This is a genomic window from Sphingomonas sp. Leaf62, assembly GCF_001421915.1.
GTDB lineage: Bacteria > Pseudomonadota > Alphaproteobacteria > Sphingomonadales > Sphingomonadaceae > Sphingomonas.
Genome location: NZ_LMLN01000030.1, coordinates 317,475 through 335,532, shown reverse-complemented (window position 1 = coordinate 335,532; position 18,058 = coordinate 317,475). Strand labels below are relative to the sequence as shown.

The 18,058-nt window shown below is 64.4% G+C and carries 19 protein-coding genes; 10 read left to right on the top strand and 9 right to left on the bottom strand.

All coding sequences use genetic code 11. The features are described 5' to 3' along the window. Both ASE91_RS16870 and ASE91_RS19775 read right to left on the bottom strand, forming a co-directional pair. On the bottom strand, nucleotides 1-1,309 hold a 1,309-nt coding region (locus ASE91_RS16870; protein ID WP_327196800.1), incomplete at its 3' end, for a sensor histidine kinase. Nucleotides 1,310-1,319: 10 nt separating this feature from the next. After that, nucleotides 1,320-1,493 (bottom strand): NepR family anti-sigma factor, encoded by a 174-nt coding sequence (locus ASE91_RS19775; RefSeq protein ID WP_156357895.1) that lies wholly within the window; start codon nucleotides 1,491-1,493, stop codon nucleotides 1,320-1,322. Nucleotides 1,494-1,731: 238 nt separating this feature from the next. Here ASE91_RS19775 and ASE91_RS16865 point away from each other — a divergent pair, with 238 nt between their 5' ends. From ASE91_RS16865 to ASE91_RS16820, 10 genes are all read left to right on the top strand, one after another. After that, the gene (locus tag ASE91_RS16865; RefSeq protein ID WP_056000230.1) at nucleotides 1,732-2,538 is read left to right on the top strand and encodes a response regulator; all 807 of its coding nucleotides are present in this window, start codon (nucleotides 1,732-1,734) and stop codon (nucleotides 2,536-2,538) included. 233 nt (nucleotides 2,539-2,771) lie between these two features. After that, nucleotides 2,772-3,407: a sigma-70 family RNA polymerase sigma factor gene (locus ASE91_RS16860; RefSeq protein WP_055999985.1), complete on the top strand. Its 636-nt coding sequence runs from the start codon at nucleotides 2,772-2,774 to the stop codon at nucleotides 3,405-3,407. A 522-nt stretch (nucleotides 3,408-3,929) separates the two neighbouring features. After that, nucleotides 3,930-6,599, top strand: coding sequence for a bifunctional [glutamine synthetase] adenylyltransferase/[glutamine synthetase]-adenylyl-L-tyrosine phosphorylase (locus tag ASE91_RS16855; RefSeq protein ID WP_056628272.1), 2,670 nt, complete (start codon nucleotides 3,930-3,932; stop codon nucleotides 6,597-6,599). Next, a complete protein-coding gene (locus ASE91_RS16850; protein WP_056628270.1) occupies nucleotides 6,580-7,041 on the top strand; it encodes a peroxiredoxin in 462 nt (153 codons plus the stop codon). Before ASE91_RS16855 ends, ASE91_RS16850 begins: the two co-directional genes overlap by 20 nt. Before the next feature lie 259 nt (nucleotides 7,042-7,300). Next, on the top strand, nucleotides 7,301-8,470 hold the full coding sequence (locus tag ASE91_RS16845) for a M23 family metallopeptidase (RefSeq protein ID WP_056628267.1): 1,170 nt from the start codon (nucleotides 7,301-7,303) through the stop codon (nucleotides 8,468-8,470). Nucleotides 8,471-8,509: 39 nt separating this feature from the next. After that, nucleotides 8,510-8,845, top strand: a complete 336-nt coding sequence (locus tag ASE91_RS16840; protein ID WP_056628265.1) for a HesB/IscA family protein — start codon at nucleotides 8,510-8,512, stop codon at nucleotides 8,843-8,845. Between the two features lies 1 nt (nucleotide 8,846). Further along, a complete protein-coding gene (xth, locus tag ASE91_RS16835; RefSeq protein WP_056628262.1) occupies nucleotides 8,847-9,617 on the top strand; it encodes an exodeoxyribonuclease III in 771 nt (256 codons plus the stop codon). Beyond that, nucleotides 9,617-10,372, top strand: a complete 756-nt coding sequence (locus tag ASE91_RS16830) for a transporter (protein ID WP_055999963.1) — start codon at nucleotides 9,617-9,619, stop codon at nucleotides 10,370-10,372. The genes xth and ASE91_RS16830 overlap by 1 nt, the downstream gene beginning before the upstream one ends. Nucleotides 10,373-10,566: 194 nt before the next feature. Next, nucleotides 10,567-10,881, top strand: a complete 315-nt coding sequence (locus ASE91_RS16825) for a hypothetical protein (RefSeq protein ID WP_056628260.1) — start codon at nucleotides 10,567-10,569, stop codon at nucleotides 10,879-10,881. Nucleotides 10,882-10,905: 24 nt separating this feature from the next. Further along, entirely contained in the window at nucleotides 10,906-11,127 is a 222-nt protein-coding gene (locus ASE91_RS16820) for a hypothetical protein (protein ID WP_056628257.1), read from the top strand. 46 nt (nucleotides 11,128-11,173) lie between these two features. On the opposite strand, the gene ASE91_RS16815 is transcribed toward ASE91_RS16820, so the two are convergent. From ASE91_RS16815 to ASE91_RS16785, 7 genes are all read right to left on the bottom strand, one after another. Then, nucleotides 11,174-12,322 (bottom strand): hypothetical protein, encoded by a 1,149-nt coding sequence (locus ASE91_RS16815; protein WP_056628253.1) that lies wholly within the window; start codon nucleotides 12,320-12,322, stop codon nucleotides 11,174-11,176. A 67-nt stretch (nucleotides 12,323-12,389) separates the two neighbouring features. Next, on the bottom strand, nucleotides 12,390-13,148 hold the full coding sequence (locus ASE91_RS16810) for a sterol desaturase family protein (protein ID WP_055999951.1): 759 nt from the start codon (nucleotides 13,146-13,148) through the stop codon (nucleotides 12,390-12,392). A gap of 94 nt (nucleotides 13,149-13,242) precedes the next feature. After that, the gene (gene lptG / locus ASE91_RS16805) at nucleotides 13,243-14,334 is read right to left on the bottom strand and encodes an LPS export ABC transporter permease LptG (protein WP_055999945.1); all 1,092 of its coding nucleotides are present in this window, start codon (nucleotides 14,332-14,334) and stop codon (nucleotides 13,243-13,245) included. Continuing rightward, on the bottom strand, nucleotides 14,334-15,527 hold the full coding sequence (gene lptF, locus ASE91_RS16800) for an LPS export ABC transporter permease LptF (protein WP_200911275.1): 1,194 nt from the start codon (nucleotides 15,525-15,527) through the stop codon (nucleotides 14,334-14,336). The genes lptG and lptF overlap by 1 nt, the downstream gene beginning before the upstream one ends. A gap of 69 nt (nucleotides 15,528-15,596) precedes the next feature. Next, entirely contained in the window at nucleotides 15,597-16,856 is a 1,260-nt protein-coding gene (gene spt / locus ASE91_RS16795) for a serine palmitoyltransferase (RefSeq protein ID WP_082454090.1), read from the bottom strand. Nucleotides 16,857-16,887: 31 nt separating this feature from the next. Beyond that, complete coding sequence (locus tag ASE91_RS16790; protein ID WP_055999942.1) at nucleotides 16,888-17,133, bottom strand: acyl carrier protein; 246 nt, start codon at nucleotides 17,131-17,133, stop codon at nucleotides 16,888-16,890. 33 nt (nucleotides 17,134-17,166) lie between these two features. Then, nucleotides 17,167-18,057, bottom strand: a complete 891-nt coding sequence (locus tag ASE91_RS16785; protein ID WP_056628843.1) for an SDR family oxidoreductase — start codon at nucleotides 18,055-18,057, stop codon at nucleotides 17,167-17,169. Between the last annotated feature and the right edge of the window lies 1 nt (nucleotide 18,058).

Sequence of the window (18,058 nt, the reverse complement as noted above, 5' to 3'; positions counted from 1 at the left end):
CCGCGACCGCCACATCCTGCGTCACCAGCACCTGCTCGACGTTCAGCGTGATGCCGATCTTGGCCGCGTCGGTCGAGGAGGTTGCACGAATGTTCGATGCCAGCTCGCCGATCACCGACTTCAGTTCCAGCCCGCGGTTTTCCTCCATCTCGGCATAATGATGCCGGTGGACGACAGCGAGCGCATCGACCCGTCGCTGAATGGTGGCATAGGCATCGGATGCCGCCGCGCCGTGCGCGCTGCGGGCATGAAAGTTGATCAGGCTGGCGATGACTTGCAGGTTGTTCTTGACGCGGTGATGCACCTCGCGGGTCAATTTGGTCTGGCGTACCAGGCCGTCGGCCATCGATTGCTCATGGCGCTCGACGGTGTGGGTGAGTTCCTGAAACGTCTCGCCAAGCTCCGCGATCTCCTGCGCCGGAATCGCGCCCAGGTTGACGTCGGCCATCGGATGGCCCGGACGATACCGTTCGATATCGTCGCGCAGCTGCCGTAGCGGCCGGATCAGCAGCCGATCGACCACGAACCAGCCAATGCCGGTCGCCGCGAACCACATCACCAACGGCAGTAGCATCGCGACAATGATGGACGATGTAATCGGTGCGCGACGCACGGCCATCGTGAAGGCAAGGTCGTCGATGCTGAGCGGAATACGGACCTGCTCCAGCCGGTCTATCCCCGTCTCGGGCGGCAGTGCCGACAGACTGAGTTCGGCTTCGCTGCCGTGCGCGACGCCGCTTTCGAACGGCAAGGCGAAGCCGCTCGGCTGTGATTTGTCGCGCAGGAGTGCAACCGGGAAGAACGCGACGGCGCGCGACTCATTGGTGCCACGGATGTCTAGGACGACCCCCGTGTCGGGCACGACCTGGGCGCGCACACCACCGGCGTCTGGCGCACCGACCATCCGGATCGGAATAGCGATCCCGCAAACCAGCCGACCGTCTCTGGAATAGATGCCGAAGCGCGCACCAGCGGAAGCCTGTTCTGCGAACACCCCCTCGACCCGGGCGCAACTGGGCGAATTGGCGGGATCGGATGACAGTGCCGTCATTGCAACGCGCAATGCGGTCATGTCACCGCCAAGTTCGATGGCTATGCCACGCGACGCCTCGGTCGCCGCTACCCGAAGCCTTGCGCGCAAGTCTACATCTGCGATCCGCGACGTCTGCAAGGTAGCGAAAAGCGCTATCAGCGCGAGCGGGAGCAGCGCTGCGCTGAGGACAAGCATCAGCTTCGCTCCCGTCGGAACTCGACGAAGCGCGGCCGCCGCTCTGGGCGACTTCCGCTTGACTGGTACGGGGGTGTTCACACTGCGGAGGCTATTTTAGCTTGTTCAGCAGATCGAGCATCTCGTCGGGAACCGATTCACCGGCCGCATCCTGGTATACGGCACGCAACGCGTTCCCCAGGCTGGACGTGTCCTTCTTGTCCGGTTGCGTCGTCACCGCGGATTTTGCGGTCGACCGCTGAACCGACTTTTCGCCATCCTTCACGAACCTGTGCCTTCCCCCGACGCCCGGACACACGCCGGCACGAATATCTGATCGCCGACCGGCATCAAGACTGGCTTGATTCAACATGTCGGGCGGACAGGAAACAAAAGACGTGCTCGTTGGTTCCATGCCACGACGCGAACTCGGGGGAGCCGTCTTTCCCGCGCCGTATCGTTCTAGAACGCAGTGCGCGAACCGGCTTTCCTGCCGGATCGTGACGAAGGAGACCTATCTGACCATGTCGCTCGGACAGCAGCTTGCGCCGCATCTTCCTTTCCTCCGGCGCTATGGCCGAGCACTCACGGGTAGCCAGAGCGAGGGCGATCAATATGTTCGCGCCACGCTGGAAGCGATCGTAGCGGCACCGGAAGAATTTCCGCGGGACGTCGATCCTCGTCTCGGCCTCTATCGCACTTTCCAAGCGATCTGGGCGTCGTCGCAGCCCGAAGCATTCGGTGCCGCCAGCGCATCGGGTACCGAGATAGAGGCGATTGCGCAGGCGCGGCTTTCCCGTATCGCCCCGCTGTCGCGGCAGGCGTTGTTGTTGACGGCGATGGAAGGCTTTACGACGGAAGATGCCGCCTATCTGATCGAAGCGACGCCGGACGAAGTCGAGGAACTGGTCGCCGAGGCATTGCGCGAGATCGAGCAACAGACCCGGTCGCGCGTGATGATCATCGAGGATGAGCCGTTGATCGCCATGGACCTCGAACAGATCGTTCGCGATCTGGGGCATGAAGTCACCGGCGTCGCGGTTACACGTGACGAAGCGGTTGCGCTCGCGATGCAGGACCGGCCGGGCCTCGTCCTTGCCGACATTCAGCTGGCCGACGACAGCTCGGGCATCGATGCGGTCAAGGATATCCTGTCCGAATTCAACGTGCCCGTGATCTTCATCACTGCATTCCCCGAGCGTCTGCTGACCGGCGAACGCCCCGAGCCAACCTTCCTGATCACAAAGCCGTTCCAGCGGTCGACGGTGAAGGCGGCGATCAGCCAAGCGCTGTTCTTCGATGAAGCGACCGTGCCGGAAGCAGCGGAATAACGGTACGGACCCNCCGACGCGCGAGCCGGTTCGACGCCCGGTGTCACCCGCTACGTTTTGGGCGTATCGCTGGTCGCCGTGATTGCGGTCATGGCGTATATTCTGCTGGCCTGACGCCGCTCGCGCGGTTCGGGGCGAAACGGTTCGTCCCGGTTCCGCTGGCAATAGTCTCACGCGCTTCCTATGTTCGGCTTCGCCCGACGTCGGGCCGACTGCGTATCGAACGGATAAGAATGACTGAATCCGACATGACCGAGGACGCGGCAGGCGAGGTGCAGGAGCACGTCGCCCTTTCCGATCCCGAGTTCAAGAAGCAACTGGCACAGGTAATTCCGCATCTGCGGGCGTTCGGCCGTTCGCTATCGGGCAGCCGCGATCTGGCCGATGATCTGGTGCAGGAAACGCTGTTGAAAGCGTGGGCGGCACGGCAGCGGTTCCAGGCTGGCACCAACATGCGCGCCTGGACCTTCATCATCCTGCGCAACCTGTATTTGTCGCAAATGCGTCGCGCACGCTTCAAGGGCGAGTGGGACGATCTGGTTGCCGACCGCATTCTTGCCGCGCCGGCTAGTCAGGATCGCCATGTCGAGCTGGCGGATATGCAGCGGGCGTTGCTCCATCTGCCGCAGCCGCAGCGGGAGGCGTTGATCCTCGTTGGCGCAGGTGGGTTCGCCTATGAAGAGGCAGCCGAAATCTGCAATGTCGCTGTCGGCACGATCAAGAGCCGGGTGGCGCGTGGTCGCGTTGCGCTTGAAGCCCTGATGACCGAGGGCAAGCTGCCGTCACGCGCTGAACAGCCGGACAATGGTGGGCAGACGGTGCTGGATACGATCATGGGTGAGGTCGACGATTTGAGTCGCGATCGCTGAAGATGCTTGCCTACGCTTGCATTTGATTGCAGCAGCCTGCGTCGCTTTATTAAAGGGACGCCCGCTAATTCCTGCATCGCCTTGCTCAAATATCGATCGGTGTGGACACCACCTGTACAATCTAGTCAATGTTTCGACGGTGATCACGAGATCATCGATATGTTCGAATGCAAGGCGACTCGTTATGGCATCCGAATACCAAATCGCCTAGCAATCGGAATGCATTCAACTTCGTGATGCCGGTCAGTCCGGTTTATTTAACGGTCTGCCTCGTCCAGACGCCGGAGACACTGGGTCCACGGGGCAGGCAGTTGGCTATCGCGGTCGAACACCTGCCGCAAGGCGCGTCCGATGCCATCTGTCGGAAACGGACCGCGCACAACCTGCCCCACATCGGATGCTGGAGCGCTAGGGGTCGGTCGTGTTGCCATAATGTTTCCAACGTGCGCATACGTGTTTCGTTTCAAAGCGTGCGGCGATAGCTTGGGTTTAGTTTTCCCGTCCGTGGAGCACGATCCAGCGATGCACTTGCCATCCGACCTGACCGATCGCATCCGTTACGGTTCGCCGTTTCTGTCGGTTCTGCTCGATCGCGAAGCGTCGTTTCTCGATCGGTTGCCAGGGTTCGAGGTCGATGCGCTGACGGTGGTCACCGCCGATCACAATCTCCCGCTGGCGCAACGCTTGCGGATCGAACGGCGGCGGATCGCGCTGCTGGTGGCGCTGGGCGACCTGTCCGGTGCCTATGATCTGCGGCGCGTAACGCGGACGCTGAGTAACTTTGCCGACAGCGCGTTGCACCGGGCGATCGTGGCGGCGATCGAGGAGCGAACCCCGGGGGCCGAGCCGGTCGGGTTCGCCGCGATCGGGCTGGGCAAACAGGGCAGCCATGAACTGAACTATTCGTCCGATATCGATCCGATCCTGCTTTACGACCCGGCGATCTTGCCGCGGCGCGAGCGCGACGATCCGGTCGAAGCGGCGGTGCGGATCGGCAAGCGTGTCGTCGAACTGCTGCAGGCGCGCGACGGCGACGGATATGTCCTGCGCGTCGATCTGCGGTTGCGGCCCTCGCCCGAAGCGACGCCGATCGCACTGCCGATCGATGCGGCGGTCTCCTATTACGAATCGTCGGCACTGCCATGGGAACGCGCAGCGTTCATCCGTGCACGGGCGGTGGCGGGCGATATCGTTCTCGGCAATCGCTTTCTCGACGCGATCCGGCCGTTCGTCTGGCGGCGTGCGCTCGACTACGGCGCGATCGGGGAGATTCGCGACATCACGCGACGTATCCGCGATCATTATGCGCAGGGTCAGGCGTTCGGACCCGGCTATGACCTGAAGCGCGGGCGCGGCGGCATTCGGGAGGCGGAATTTTTCGCGCAGGTCCATCAGCTCGTGCATGGCGGGCGCGATCCGGCGCTGCGGGCGCCGGCGACGCTCGACGCCTTGTCCGCGCTGGTGGTCGGAGGGCGGATTTCAGGGGATGAGGCGCAGGTAATGGCCGGTGGCTACACGCTGTTCCGCACGATCGAGCACCGATTGCAGATGGTCGACGATCGACAGACCCACAGCCTGCCCGACCAGATCGACGCACTCGACCGGGTCGCGCGGCTGCATGGGGTGGACGACGGGCAGGTATTGCTGGACCTGATGGCGCCGCACGTCACCGCGGTAGGGGCTGTCTACGATCGGCTGGATGGCGCATCGACACCTGGCTTGCCTGTCGATCCACACACGCTTGCGGACCGGCTCGAAACGCTTGGCTTCGCATCGGGCGAGCAGGTGGCGCGGCGGATCGCCGACTGGCGCAGCGGGGCCTATCCGGCGCTGCGCAGCCCGGCGGCGCGCGCGGCGCTGGAAGACAGCCTGCCCGGCCTGATTGCCGGGCTGGCGACCGCATCGGATTCGCATGCGGCGTTGCTACGGCTCGACGCGATGCTGGCGCGGCTGCCGAGTGCGATCAATCTGTTCCGCCTTTTGGAGGCGCAGCCCGCCCTTGCGCGGTTGTTCAGTACGATCCTGTGCCATGCGCCGACCCTGGCGGAGGCACTGGCGCGCCGGGCGACGCTGCTCGACGGGCTGATCGACGCTCGCGCACTCGAGCCGGTCGGATCGGTCGCCGAACTGGTCGCCGAGATGTCGGCCCGGCAGGAAGGCTATGAACGGCTGCTCGACCACGTTCGTGACGTCGTCAATGAAAAGCGGTTCATGCTGGGGGTGCAGGTGGTGGCCGGGACCGGCGATCCGCTGGCGGTGGCCGATGGCTATGCGCGGGTGGCGGAGGCGGCGGTACAGGTGCTGGCGGCGGCGACGGTCGACGAATTCGCGCAACGGCATGGCCGGGTGCCTGGCAGCGAATTGATCGTGCTGGCACTGGGACGGCTGGGCGGCGGGGCGCTGACCCACGCCTCCGACCTCGATCTGGTCTATTGCTTCACCGGCGATTTCTCGGCCGAATCGGATGGCACGAAGCCATTGGGGGCGGTGCTCTACTACAACCGGCTGGCGCAGCGTCTGACCGCAGCCCTGTCGGTACAGACCGCGTCGGGACCACTGTACGAAGTCGATACGCGGTTGCGGCCATCGGGGGCACAGGGGCCGCTGGTCGTCTCGCTCGCCGGCTTCGAACGCTATCAGCGTGAGGATGCGTGGACATGGGAGCATATGGCGCTCGCCCGCGCGCGACCGATCATGGGATCACCCGATGGACGCGCGGCGGCGGCGGCGATCATCGCCCGCGTGCTCGCGGGCGACCGGCCCGATCGCGACATCGTGGCGGAAGCGGTCGCGATGCGTGCCGACATGGCCCGACATAAGCCGCCGGCGGGGCCGCTCGATGCCAAGCTGTCGCCCGGCGGTCTGGTCGATCTCGAATTTGCGGTGCATGTCACCCAGTTGCTGAGCGGGCAGGGGCTGTCGCCGCGTCTCGGCGAGGCGATCGATGCACTGGTCGCGATCGGGCGGTTGCCCGCCGGGCTGCACGACGCCCATGATTTTCTCACCCGCCTGATCGTCACGATGCGGCTGGTCGCGCCCGACGCGCAGGTCCCGCCCGAAACGACGCAGCCTATTCTGGCAGCAGCACTGGGCTGCAGCGACTGGCCCGCGCTGCTTGTCAGACTCGATGCCGCACGGCAGGTGGTTCATGAAACTTGGCAGGAGATTGTGAATGGCACTGGCGATCGGTGAAACGCTGCCCGACGGAAAGCTGACGCTGGCGGATGGCACGTCGCTGTCGTTGCGGGAACGGCTCGGACGTCCCTTAATCGTGTACTTCTACCCGAAAGCGGACACGACCGGCTGTACGCGCGAAGCACAGGATTTCACGGCACTTGCCGACGAATTCGAACAAGCCGGAGCGGGTGTCGTGGCCATCTCCCGAGATACGCCCGCCAAGCTGACACGTTTTGCCGAGAAGCATGGTCTGGCGTTGACCCTTGCCAGCGACGAGGACGGCAGCGTTTGCGAAGCGTTCGGGGTATGGGGCGAAAAGCAGATGTACGGCCGAACCTATATGGGCATCGAGCGGGCGACATTCCTGTTCGACGCGGAGGGCCGGCTAATCCGCGAATGGCGCAAGGTCAAGGTCGCCGGCCACGCCGCGGACGTTCTTTCCGCCGTTCGATCGTAATCCCGGCGAATCGATTGCATGGGTACCAAACGCACCGTCCACCCTGAACGCGGCTGGTCCGATCAGATGGTTAAACGGCTGACCGCGCCAGTACGACGCTTTACCGCGTGCTCGGGGCCGGACGCTTGCACAACGGTACTGCTATCCGGCACTTCCTCATTCCGTCGACGCGCGGTGGGGCAAAACCGTCGGGACATGGGAGTTCACCGTTCGTGTCGGCGCTTCCGGCATGCGCATATTGCTCGGGTAGCGGGACATAATGTCGATTACTTCGGTATTCAAAAATAACGACGCTCCGTTCGCAGGGTTCCGTTCCATTTTCCGCACGCGGCAATTTCTGGTCCATGACGGTGGCCAGCTTCGTCGCCACACCATCACCGGCCGTAACCAGGTTGCGGCCGCTGGCCTTGCCGCCGTCACGATCGCCTTCTCGGCATTCGGCATGAGCCAGGCGGCGACCGGCGCGGTGGCGACGTCGGACGAAAAGGTTATGGCGATGCAGCAGCAGGTTGACGCGATGCGCGCCGACGTTGCCCGCCTTCACGCCGATGCCCGTGCTCACGCCGCGCGGCTCGACAAGCGGCAGGCGGCATTGGCCGCGGTGCTGACCGGTGACGAGGATGCCGACGAGCTGGCGTTGGCCGCGCTCGATCAGGAACCCGCCACCGGTGCGAACTTCGTCACCCGCCCGTTCGAACGCGTCGCCCGTCAGCAGGCAACGATGGCGTCGCAGGCCAAGGCGATCGCTGACGCACGCTATACCGATGCCACCCGGACCATCCGCAAGCTGGGTCTGAACCCGCGCCGCGTACTGCCGGCGATGGGTGGGCCCTATGAGCCGGTTGATGCCGCGACCGCCGCCGCGGCGACTGCCGCTTCCGCCACCGCTGATGCACAGGCCGACGCCCAGTTCCGCGCCTTGTTCCTCAGCTGGAAGAAGCTGGATACGCTGGAGCAGGCGGCGATCTCGATCCCGTCCTATCAGCCGGTCGAGCGGCTGTCCTTCACCAGCAATTTCGGCGTCCGTTCCGACCCGTTCCGTGGCACCGCCGCGATGCATGCCGGGGTCGATATCCCCGGCCCGATCGGGACCCCGGTCTATGCCACCGCCGACGGCATCATCGCCCGCGCCGAACGCGCCGGCGGCTATGGCAATCTGATTGAAGTGAACCATGGCAAGGGCATCGCGACCCGCTATGGCCATTTGTCGAAGATCATCGTCCATGACAGCCAGCGCGTACGGCGCGGCCAGTTGATCGGACTAATGGGGTCGACCGGCCGCTCGACCGGCAGCCACCTGCACTACGAAGTCCGTATCGACGGTTCCGCGGTTAATCCGGCCCCCTATCTGCAGGCGGGCGAACTGGCGATGGCGGCGGACCGTGCGCAGCGTCAGCGGGTGGCGATGGGTGGCCCGGTCGCCGACTGACCCGTTGCCGATCGATCGCGCCGGGCTTATCTCAACGCGATGACGATCAGCACCGATATTTCCCTGTCCGCCTCCGCCGCCCACCGCGTCGCGGCGATCGCAGCCAAGCAGGCCAAGCCCGCCATCCTCCGCCTCTCGGTCGAAGGGGGCGGCTGTTCGGGCTTCCAGTATCGCTTCGGACTGGCCGATACGGTGGAAGCCGATGACAGCGTCGCCGAAACCGATGGCGTGACGCTCGTGGTCGACTCGGTCAGCCTCGATCTGGTGCGCGGCAGCGAGGTCGATTTCGTCGAATCGCTGGGTGGCGCGGCGTTCCGGGTGACCAATCCGCAGGCAGCGTCGGGCTGCGGTTGCGGCACCAGCTTTGCGGTCTGACGTGCGGATCGTCAGCTACAACGTCAACGGTATCAAGGCGCGTCTGCCCCGGTTGCTCGAATATCTGGACGAGGAACAGCCGGACATCGTCTGTCTTCAGGAACTGAAGTCGAGCGACGAGACCTTTCCCGAAGCCGATATTCGCGCCGCTGGCTATGGCGCGCTGTGGCACGGGCAGAAGGGGTTCAACGGCGTCGCCGTTCTGGCGCGCGGTGCCGATCCCGTCGAGCGGCAGCGCGGCCTGTCCGGCGAGCCGGAGGACGACCATAGCCGGTATCTCGAAGCCGAAGTCGACGGCCTGATCGTCGCCTCGATCTATCTGCCCAACGGCAATCCGCAACCGGGTCCGAAGTTCGACTATAAGCTGCGCTGGATCGATCGCCTGCGCGATCGGGCGGCGGCATTGCTGGCCGAGGAGCGCGCCGTGGTGCTGGCAGGTGACTACAACGTCATTCCTAATGACGACGATACCTTCTCGGTCCGTGCGATGCAGAGCGACGCGCTGATGCAGCCGGAGTCACGGGCCGGTTACCGGGCGTTGCTGGCACAGGGATGGACCGACTCGCTGCGCACGCGGTTTCCCAAGGGTGGGGTCTGGACCTTCTGGGACTATCAGGCCGGATCATGGCAACGCGACGCGGGGTTCCGCATCGATCATCTGTTGCTCAGCCCCATCGTCGCCGACCGCATGGTCGATGCCGGCGTCGACAAGGCGTATCGTGGCCGCGAAAAGGCCAGCGACCATGCGCCGACCTGGGTGCGGCTGCGTTGATGATCCGTACGGGCGCGCTGGTCGCGGCGGCGTATCTTGCGATCGGCAGTGCTTCGGCCCGTGATTATTGCTCGACACGCCCCAGCCTTGGCCAGTCGGCTTGCGTGCTTGATCCCGGCCGGGTCGCGGTCGAAGCCGCGCTGGCGGATTGGGAGCGTGGTAACGACACCGACACCGTGCTGTTCGGCGATACCCTGTTCCGGCTCGGGCTGACCGACCGGATCGAGGCGCAACTGAACTGGACGCCGCTCGGCATCGAGCGCGATCGAACCAGCGGCGGGCGAACGACACGGAGCGGCGACGTGGAAATCGGTGCGCGGATCGCGTTGCGCAATCCGGATGGCAAGGGCCTGTCCTACGGGTTGCAACCCTCGATCACCGTGCCTGTCGGCCGCGCGCCGATCGGGCAGGATGGCTGGGGCGCGGCCATGGTGGCCCCGATCTCCTATGACCTCAGCAAGACGCTCAACCTGCAATTCTCACCCGAACTGGCGTGGACGCCGCGGGAGGAGGCACCGGGCCATAGGATCGCAGCGACAGCGACGATCGGTCTCGGCATCACGCTGTCCGATCGCTGCCAGCTCACCGCCGAAGGTCAATTGTCGCACGATGACGAAACGACGGAGCACCGCCTTGCGCTATCGATTGCGTGGCAGGTGTCGCCCGACTTCGCTATCGATGCGGGCGGGGTCGCCGGACTGGACGCCGATACGCCCGGACTGCGCCTCTACAGCGGGATATCGCGCCGGTTTTGAAGCGCGCCGATCGATCCGGAGGATACGACCCCAACCGATGGTAAAAATTCCTGCCTTTTGGTGGCAAATACCACATCTACAACTGTAGTCATTTGCTAAATATCTGAAAAACAGTGATTATTAAAACTGGCACGGTCGCTGCAGAGTAACTGGCATGTCCGGCAACGCGCCGGAACGCACAGGGAGACAGCATCATGACCGCCATTCGCTTCGCCACTTCGATCATTCTCGGCTTGGTTGCCAGCGCCTCGGCCTTTGCCGCCGAGCCGGAAGCTGCGCCCGCCGCCGTGCCGAGCCCCGTCGTCAGCAGCGCCGCCATGTCGGCCCTGCCGCTAACCGTCACGCTGGCCGCCGGTCCCGCTGCGGTCGGGTACAAGGCCGCCCCGAACGCCCGCTATTGCTTCCGGACCGAACGCACCGGTTCGCGCATCACGCCGCGTGTCTGCAAGACCCGCAAGGACTGGACGGCGATGGGTGTCGATCTCGACGCCGCGCTGGCTGGCCGCTGATCGTACCGAACGGGAGGGACGAGCATGATGATCGCAACACTGATCGCGGCGCTGTTCACCGCAACTGCACCGCTCGCCGAACCGGCAACGCAGGCGACGACCCCGGTCGTCACCACGCCACGCGTCAAGCGCTACTGCATTGTCGACCGTCGGGAGGGATCGCGGCAACGGGGCAAGATTTGCCGGACGCGCGACGAATGGCGCGCCCGCGGCTTCGATCCGGTACTGGTACTGGCACGCGGATGATCGATGACGATCGCCGCCGGGGCGGGGTGCCCGGCGGCTGTCATCATCAAAGGGTACGTTCGTACATCTGGTAGACGCGGTTGATCTTGCTATCGATGGTCGTGGCAATCGCGTTCATGCCCTGATTGTCGTCGAGCACCCAACCGATCTCACCGCGAGTCGCGCCGAACTTGGCCACTGCATCGCGGCGGATATATTCGATCATCATGAAGGCCAGCTGGCTCGCCATGCGCGATGCCTGCAACCGCTTGACCACCCCCATCAACGGCACGCGCATCGTCCGTGCCTTTGGCGCGCGCAGCCATAGCAGCAGTTTCAGCCAGTTGAACGGCAACAGCGATCCGCCCATGGGTTTGAGCGGCTCGTTCATGTCGGGCAGGGTGATCATGAACGCGACCGGTTCACCATCCAGTTCGGCGATCCGGATCAGGTCCTCGAACACCAGCGGCTTCAGCTTCTTGCCGACATCGTCGACCTCCGGCTGGGTCAGCGGGACGAAGCCCCAATTGTCCGACCACGCATCGTTCAGGATCCGCAGAATGATCGCTGCCTCGTCGGCGAACTTCGCCTTGTTGACGCGCCGGATGCGGATACGGTCGTTCTTTTCCCCGGCCGCGACGATGCGCTGGACGATCGGCGGAAAATCCCCGGTGATGTCCAGCTCATACGTCACCAGCTGCTTCACCGGCGCATAGCCGGCATTCTCGATCCAGCCCCGATATTGCGGCAGGTGATGGCCCATCAACACAGTGGGGCTGTGGTCGTGCCCCTTGATCAGCAAGCCCGGCTCTTCCCAGATCGACAGCGCGCACGGACCGACCGCCCGGGTCATTCCCTTGTCCCGCAGCCACTGCTCGGCCTGCGCGATCAGCACCTTGGCCGTCGCCTCGTCCTCGGCCTCGAACATTCCCCAAAAGCCGACACCGGGGCCAAATCCCTTGTCCGCCGGCATGGTCAGCGCCAACGTGTCGATATGTGCCGACACGCGCCCGACGACCCTGGCGTCGCGTTCGGCAACGAACAACTGTCCCTCGGCATGGCTGAACCAGCCGTTCTTCTTGGGATCGATCGTCGCCGCGACCTCACTCTTCAGCGGCGCCACCCAATGCGGGTCGTTGGCATAGAGCCGATAGGGCAGCGCGATGAACGCCTTGCGATCGGCAGCGGTAACGACCGGACGGATGGTGATCGACATGGTTTCCCCCAAAACGCAGCGGGGCGGCAATGCGCCGCCCCGTGTCAAACTTCAAATGACAAATCGGTCATCCGCGATAGCGAGGATGCCCCTTGGCGACACCACCCGATAATTCGGCGACCTTGGGATATTTCTTCGCGACATCCTCGGTATAGCCGAGGTTGAAGACCGTCGCGCTCTTTTCCGGGCGCTCCGACCGTTCGTAATGCGTCCCGAAAACCTTGTCCCAAAAGAAGTTCGTGATGCCGAAATTGCCATGCTCGTCATGAAAGTGGTGCGCCATGTGCTTACGCTTCCACGCGATCAGCAGCTTGTTCTTCGGCTTGTAGGCCAGATGCTGGATGCAATGGCAGAATTCGTAGAAGCAGGTCGTCAACAGACCGGTTGCCAGTGCTGCCATCGAGCCGCCGAACCCGCCGATCAGATAGCCGATCGGCGCGGTCGCAACGGCGATCGCAGGCAAGGTCGTGTGCAGCGCACCGAACAGCACCTCGAGGTGATTGGGATCCTGATGGTGATCGTAATGAATCCGCTTCCACGTCGCGGCCAGCGGTGAAATCTTGAACATCCAGTTGGAATGCAGCACCCACCGGTGCAACACGTACCAGACGAGCGGATAGGCAACGATCGCGACGCCGACCGACACCAGCGTCGGCACCAGCGGCGCAGGCGACCAGGCGAACAGGCCGATCGCGACGAACGAAAGCGCGATATACGCGATGATCGCCGGATACTGAAAATACGCGCCGACAAGTTCCCTGAAGGTCATCTTGTCGAGATGGTGCGACTTCTTCCAGAAGCCCTGCTTCTCGGTGATCGCGTTCATCGGGCCAACTTCCTCAACTCATTCACCTATCGTGCGCAACCGCGCATCGTCCGCATCTGGGGATGATTTGCGGCCAAAGTACGACGATCCTGCGTCATTCCTCGGTTCGTATCAGCACCGCCTCACCGATCAGGAAGAACAGCAGAAACGGTGCCCATGCGGCAAGGAACGGCGGATAGGCGCCAAGGTTGCCCATCGCCAACGCAAAATTGTCGGCCACGAAATAGGTAAAGCCGAGCGCCATGCCAATGACTGCGCGCACGAACAATTTTCCCGAACGCGCGACGCCGAACGCGGCAACCGCGGCCAGCAACGGCATCAGCACCGCCGATAACGGCCCGGACAGCTTGTGCCACAGCGCGCCTTCGAGCGCCTTGGTCGGGCGGCCGGCCTCGACCAGATCGTCGATCGCGCGCGATAACTGGGTGAAGGACAAGCCGTCGGGGTCGACATTCTGGAGCGTGAACTGGTCCGGGCGCACGCCACCGGCGATGCGCAACGTGCCCAGCCGTTCGCGTATTCCGGTCACGACCGTGAAGCGTTCCGCATTCTCGATCCGCCACGCGCCGTTTTCGCGCCAGCCGCTGCTGGCGGTGACCAGTTCGCGCAGCGACGAGCCTTCGCGGTTATAGACGGTGATCCCGCGCAGGCGGGTCTGTTCGCCGCGCCCGGTCACGCGCGCCACCTGGATCAAATTATTGCCGTCCCGAACCCAGACGTTGGTGCGGTCGCCGCGATCGACCGGCATCGGTCCGTAATCGACATCGTCCCACACGGTCAGCGTTGCCGTCGCCCGGGCCACCACCCGTTCGTTGAACACGAACGACAGCGCGGCGACGCCGAAGCTGGCGACGATCAGCGGGGCAAGGACCTGATGGGCCGACAGGCCCGCCGCTTTCAGGCTGATGATCTCGCTATTCTGGTTTAGCTGGGTCAGCGTGAGGATCGTACCGAGCAGGACCGAAAAGGGCAGGAACCGCGCAACGATCTGCGGTGCGCGTAGCGAAACGTAGCGAAGGATCTCGGCCTGTCCGTTACCCGGCTGGGCAAGGATCTTGCCACTCTCCGAAAGCAGGTCGAGCGCCTGCAGCACCAGCACCAGCGCAAACAGGATCGCAAAGGTGCGGATCAGGAACAGCCGCGCCATATAGATCGCGACGGTGGTCGAGGGAAAGATGGCGCGCATCAGGCGGCGGCCTTGCGCCGGCCGGGCAGGTAGCGGCCGATGAACTTGCCGATCTTGGCGGCACCCCGTTCCAGACCGCCGATCGGTTCACCGCCCGGTACGCGCGCGATCACCCAGTACAGGCGGAACACCAGTGCCGCGAACAGCAGGAACGGCACCCACAGCGCGATGATCGGATCGATTCTGCCGAGCCCGCCGACCGCTTCGCCATATTCGTTGACCTTGTGATAGGTCACGATCATCACGATCGACAGGAAAACGCCAAGCGCCGACGACGACCTTTTGGGCGGGACGCCCAGCGCCAGCGCCAGCATCGGCAGCAGGAACATCGTCGCGACCTCCGCCAACCGGAAGTGGAAGTTGGCGCGCGCGGCGTCGCGATCCTCCTCGCTGACCTTCGGATCATGGCCGGTGATGGCAAGCTGCGGCAGCGTCTGTTCGAGGTCGCGACCGCCACGTGGACGGAAGTTACCGAACTTGGGCAAATCGATCGGCAGGTCGTGCGCGGTGAAGGTCAGCGTGCGGGGGACGCGGAAATCCGGGGCGTTGTGGATCAGCGTGCCGTTGGTCAGGCGAAAGATGATCGTGTTGGGATCGTCGGTGCGCAGGAACTGGCCCCGTTCGGCGGTCACGCCAAGCCATTGGCCGTCGGGGCGGCTGGCCTGCACGAAGATGCCGCGCAGATCGGCACCGGAGTCGCGGCTTTCCTCGATACGCAGTGTCATCCGCTCGCCAAGTTTGGTGAATTCGCCGACCTTGATCGACGCACCGAGCGCGCCCGTGCGCAGTTCGAAGCGCAGCGCTTCGTAATTATAGCGCGCCAGCGGCTGGACATAGCCGACAATGGCGAGGTTCGCCGCCGCCAATATCGTGGCGTAGATAAAGGGGACGCGGAGCAGCCGCCAATAGCTCATGCCCACGCCGAGCATCACATCCAGTTCGGACGACGTGGCCAGTTTGCGAAAGGCGAGCAGGATGCCCAGCATCAACCCGATCGGGATGCCGAGCCCCAGATATTCGGGCAGCAGGTTCGCCAGCATCCGCCACACGACGCTGACCGGGCCGCCCTCCGCCGCAACGAAATCGAACAGCCGCAACATCCGGTCGAGGACGAGCAGCATCGCCGAAATCAGCAGCGTGGAGAATAGCGGCACCGCGATCAGCCGGGCCATATAGCGATCGATCGATGGCATGGGGTCAGGCTATAGCGAAGGTGCGGAGGGAAGCTAGCCCCCACAAATCCTCCCCGTACCTTGGAGGATTTAGAGCGCCCCGACCGCCTTACCGGCTGCCTCGAACATCCCCAGAATCGTCTCGACCTGCTCGGCGCTATGTTCGGCACACAGCGAGCAACGTAGCAGGAACGTACCCGCCGGCGTCGCGGGCGGGCGGGCCATGTTGACGTACAGCCCGCCGTCGAGCAGCGCCTGCCACATCGCCACCGCTTGGCGTTGATCCTCAAGGATCACCGCGATGATCGCCGATTGCGGCGTATCGGTGCCGAGCTTGAAGCCGAGATCCTTGAGCCCACCATGCAGCCGCTTCGAATTGCGCCACAGATGCGCGCGCTTGTCGCCGGCATGCATCAGCTTGCGGATCGACGTGGCGGCGGTCGCGACGACCGAGGGCGGCAGCGACGCGGTGAACACATAGGGGCGGCACACCAGCCGCATCACGTCGAACTTGGGATGGTTCGACACGCAGAAACCGCCGACCGTACCGACCGATTTCGAAAAAGTGCCGACGACGAAATCAACATCCTTCTCTACGCCCTGTTCCTCGTACACGCCGCGCCCGTTGGGACCAAAAAAGCCCATGCCATGCGCTTCGTCGACCAGCACCATGCATCCGTGCTTCTTCGCGACCGCAACCATTTCGGGCAGCGGCGCGATATCGCCGAGCATGGAATACACCCCTTCCAGCACGACCAGCTTGCCCGGTTCCTTGGGCAGTCGACCCAGCCGCCGGTCGAGATCCTCGACCGAATTGTGGCGGAACCGCACGATCTCCGCATTGCCGAGCGAGCAGCCGTCATAGATCGACGCATGGCTGTCGGCGTCGAGGATGATATATTCGCCCTTGCCGGCCAGCGTCGAGATGATGCCGAGATTGGCCTGATAGCCGGTCGAAAAGACCATGGCGTGGTCGGTGCCATAGAATTCGCGCAGCGCCGCTTCGCAATCCTTGTGCGGGTCGTAGGTGCCGTTCAGCACCCGGCTGCCGGTCGTGCCCGATCCGAAATCGTCGAACGCCTTCTTGCCCGCCGCGATCACATCGGGGTCGAAGGTCATGCCCATGTAATTATAGGTGCCGAGCAGGATCGTGTCCTTGCCGCGGATCACCGCCTGGGTCGGCGACGTCACCTTGTCCATCACGATCGCGAACGGATCGCGCACCCCGGTGGCAAGCAGCGCCTCGCGTTCGGCGATCAGCGGATCGAACTTGCTCATCAGGTCGCGTTCGGGTGCCACCGTTTCGGGCGACTCGGACGGGGCGTGGGCGGTGGCGGCGGCTTCGGTCATCGGTTCGGTCTTTCGGGGCCGGGCGGGGCGATCAGGCGGTCTTGAGCTTTTCGACGGCATCGGCCAGCTGGCCGACGGTTTCGATATCGGCCTGCATGTTCATCGTGATGACGATGTCGAATTCGTCCTCCACCGCCGCAACGAAGTCCATCACGGTCAGGCTGTCCCATTCGAGATCGCCGGCAAAGGTCGTCGCCTCGGTCAGCGCGACGCCCTTCTTGTTGAACGGGTCGATCAGGCCGGTGATGGCGGCAAGGGTGGCAGCACGGTCGCTCATGCGGGTCTTTCCAAAATACGGGTCTGGCCGGGGCTATAGCAGACCGTGCGCGCGATACCATGCCGCGGTGTCGGCAAGCCCGCGAGCCGTCGCGATGCGCGGTTCCCACAGGGAGGCGGGGGGACGCCGTGCGGGGTCGGCGGTCCAGTCGGGATGCACCAGATAGCGCGCCCGATCCTCGGTCAGCTTGGCTGCCGATCCGCGCAAGGTCTGGTCGAGCTTGGCGCCCAGTCGCAACAGCCCGGCCGGCAGATGCATCGGCAGCACCCGTTGACCGACGGCGTCGCCGATCATCCGGGCAAGCTTGGCATGGCTCATCGGATTGCCGTCATCGACCTCCAGAATCGCACGCGGACCATCGGTGTCGGCCAGCGCCAGCAGCAACCGAGCGAGGTCGTCGACCGCGACCAGCGCGACTCGACCCGGCGGCGGCAGCAGCGCCAGCCCCTTCTGCGCCATGCGGAACATGTCCCGCATCTCCATATCGCCCGGCCCGTACACCCCGGTCGGCCGCACGATCGTCCAGTCCCGATCGCTGGCCGCGATCAGGTCCTCGCCAGCCCGTTTCGATGCGCCATAGGTCGAAAGCTGTGGCTCGCGTGCCGACAGCGAGGAGACGTGGACGAACCGCCGGACATCGCCCGCCTGTGCGGCATCGAGCATCGCCCGCGTGCCCGCGACATTGCCGGCGGTGAAGCCGGCCACATCGGGCGCGCTCACCACGCCGGCGACATGGACGACGACATCGGCCTGCGCGACCAGTTCGGTCAGGCTGGCGGGCTTGTCGAGCGCGCCGCGTACCCAGCTGACGTTCGGCTCGGCCGGCTGGGCCCGGCGGGTCAGCGCGCGGACGTGCCAGCCCTGACCGATGGCCTGCGCGATCACGCGACGCCCGACGAAACCGGTCCCGCCGGTCAGCGCCATC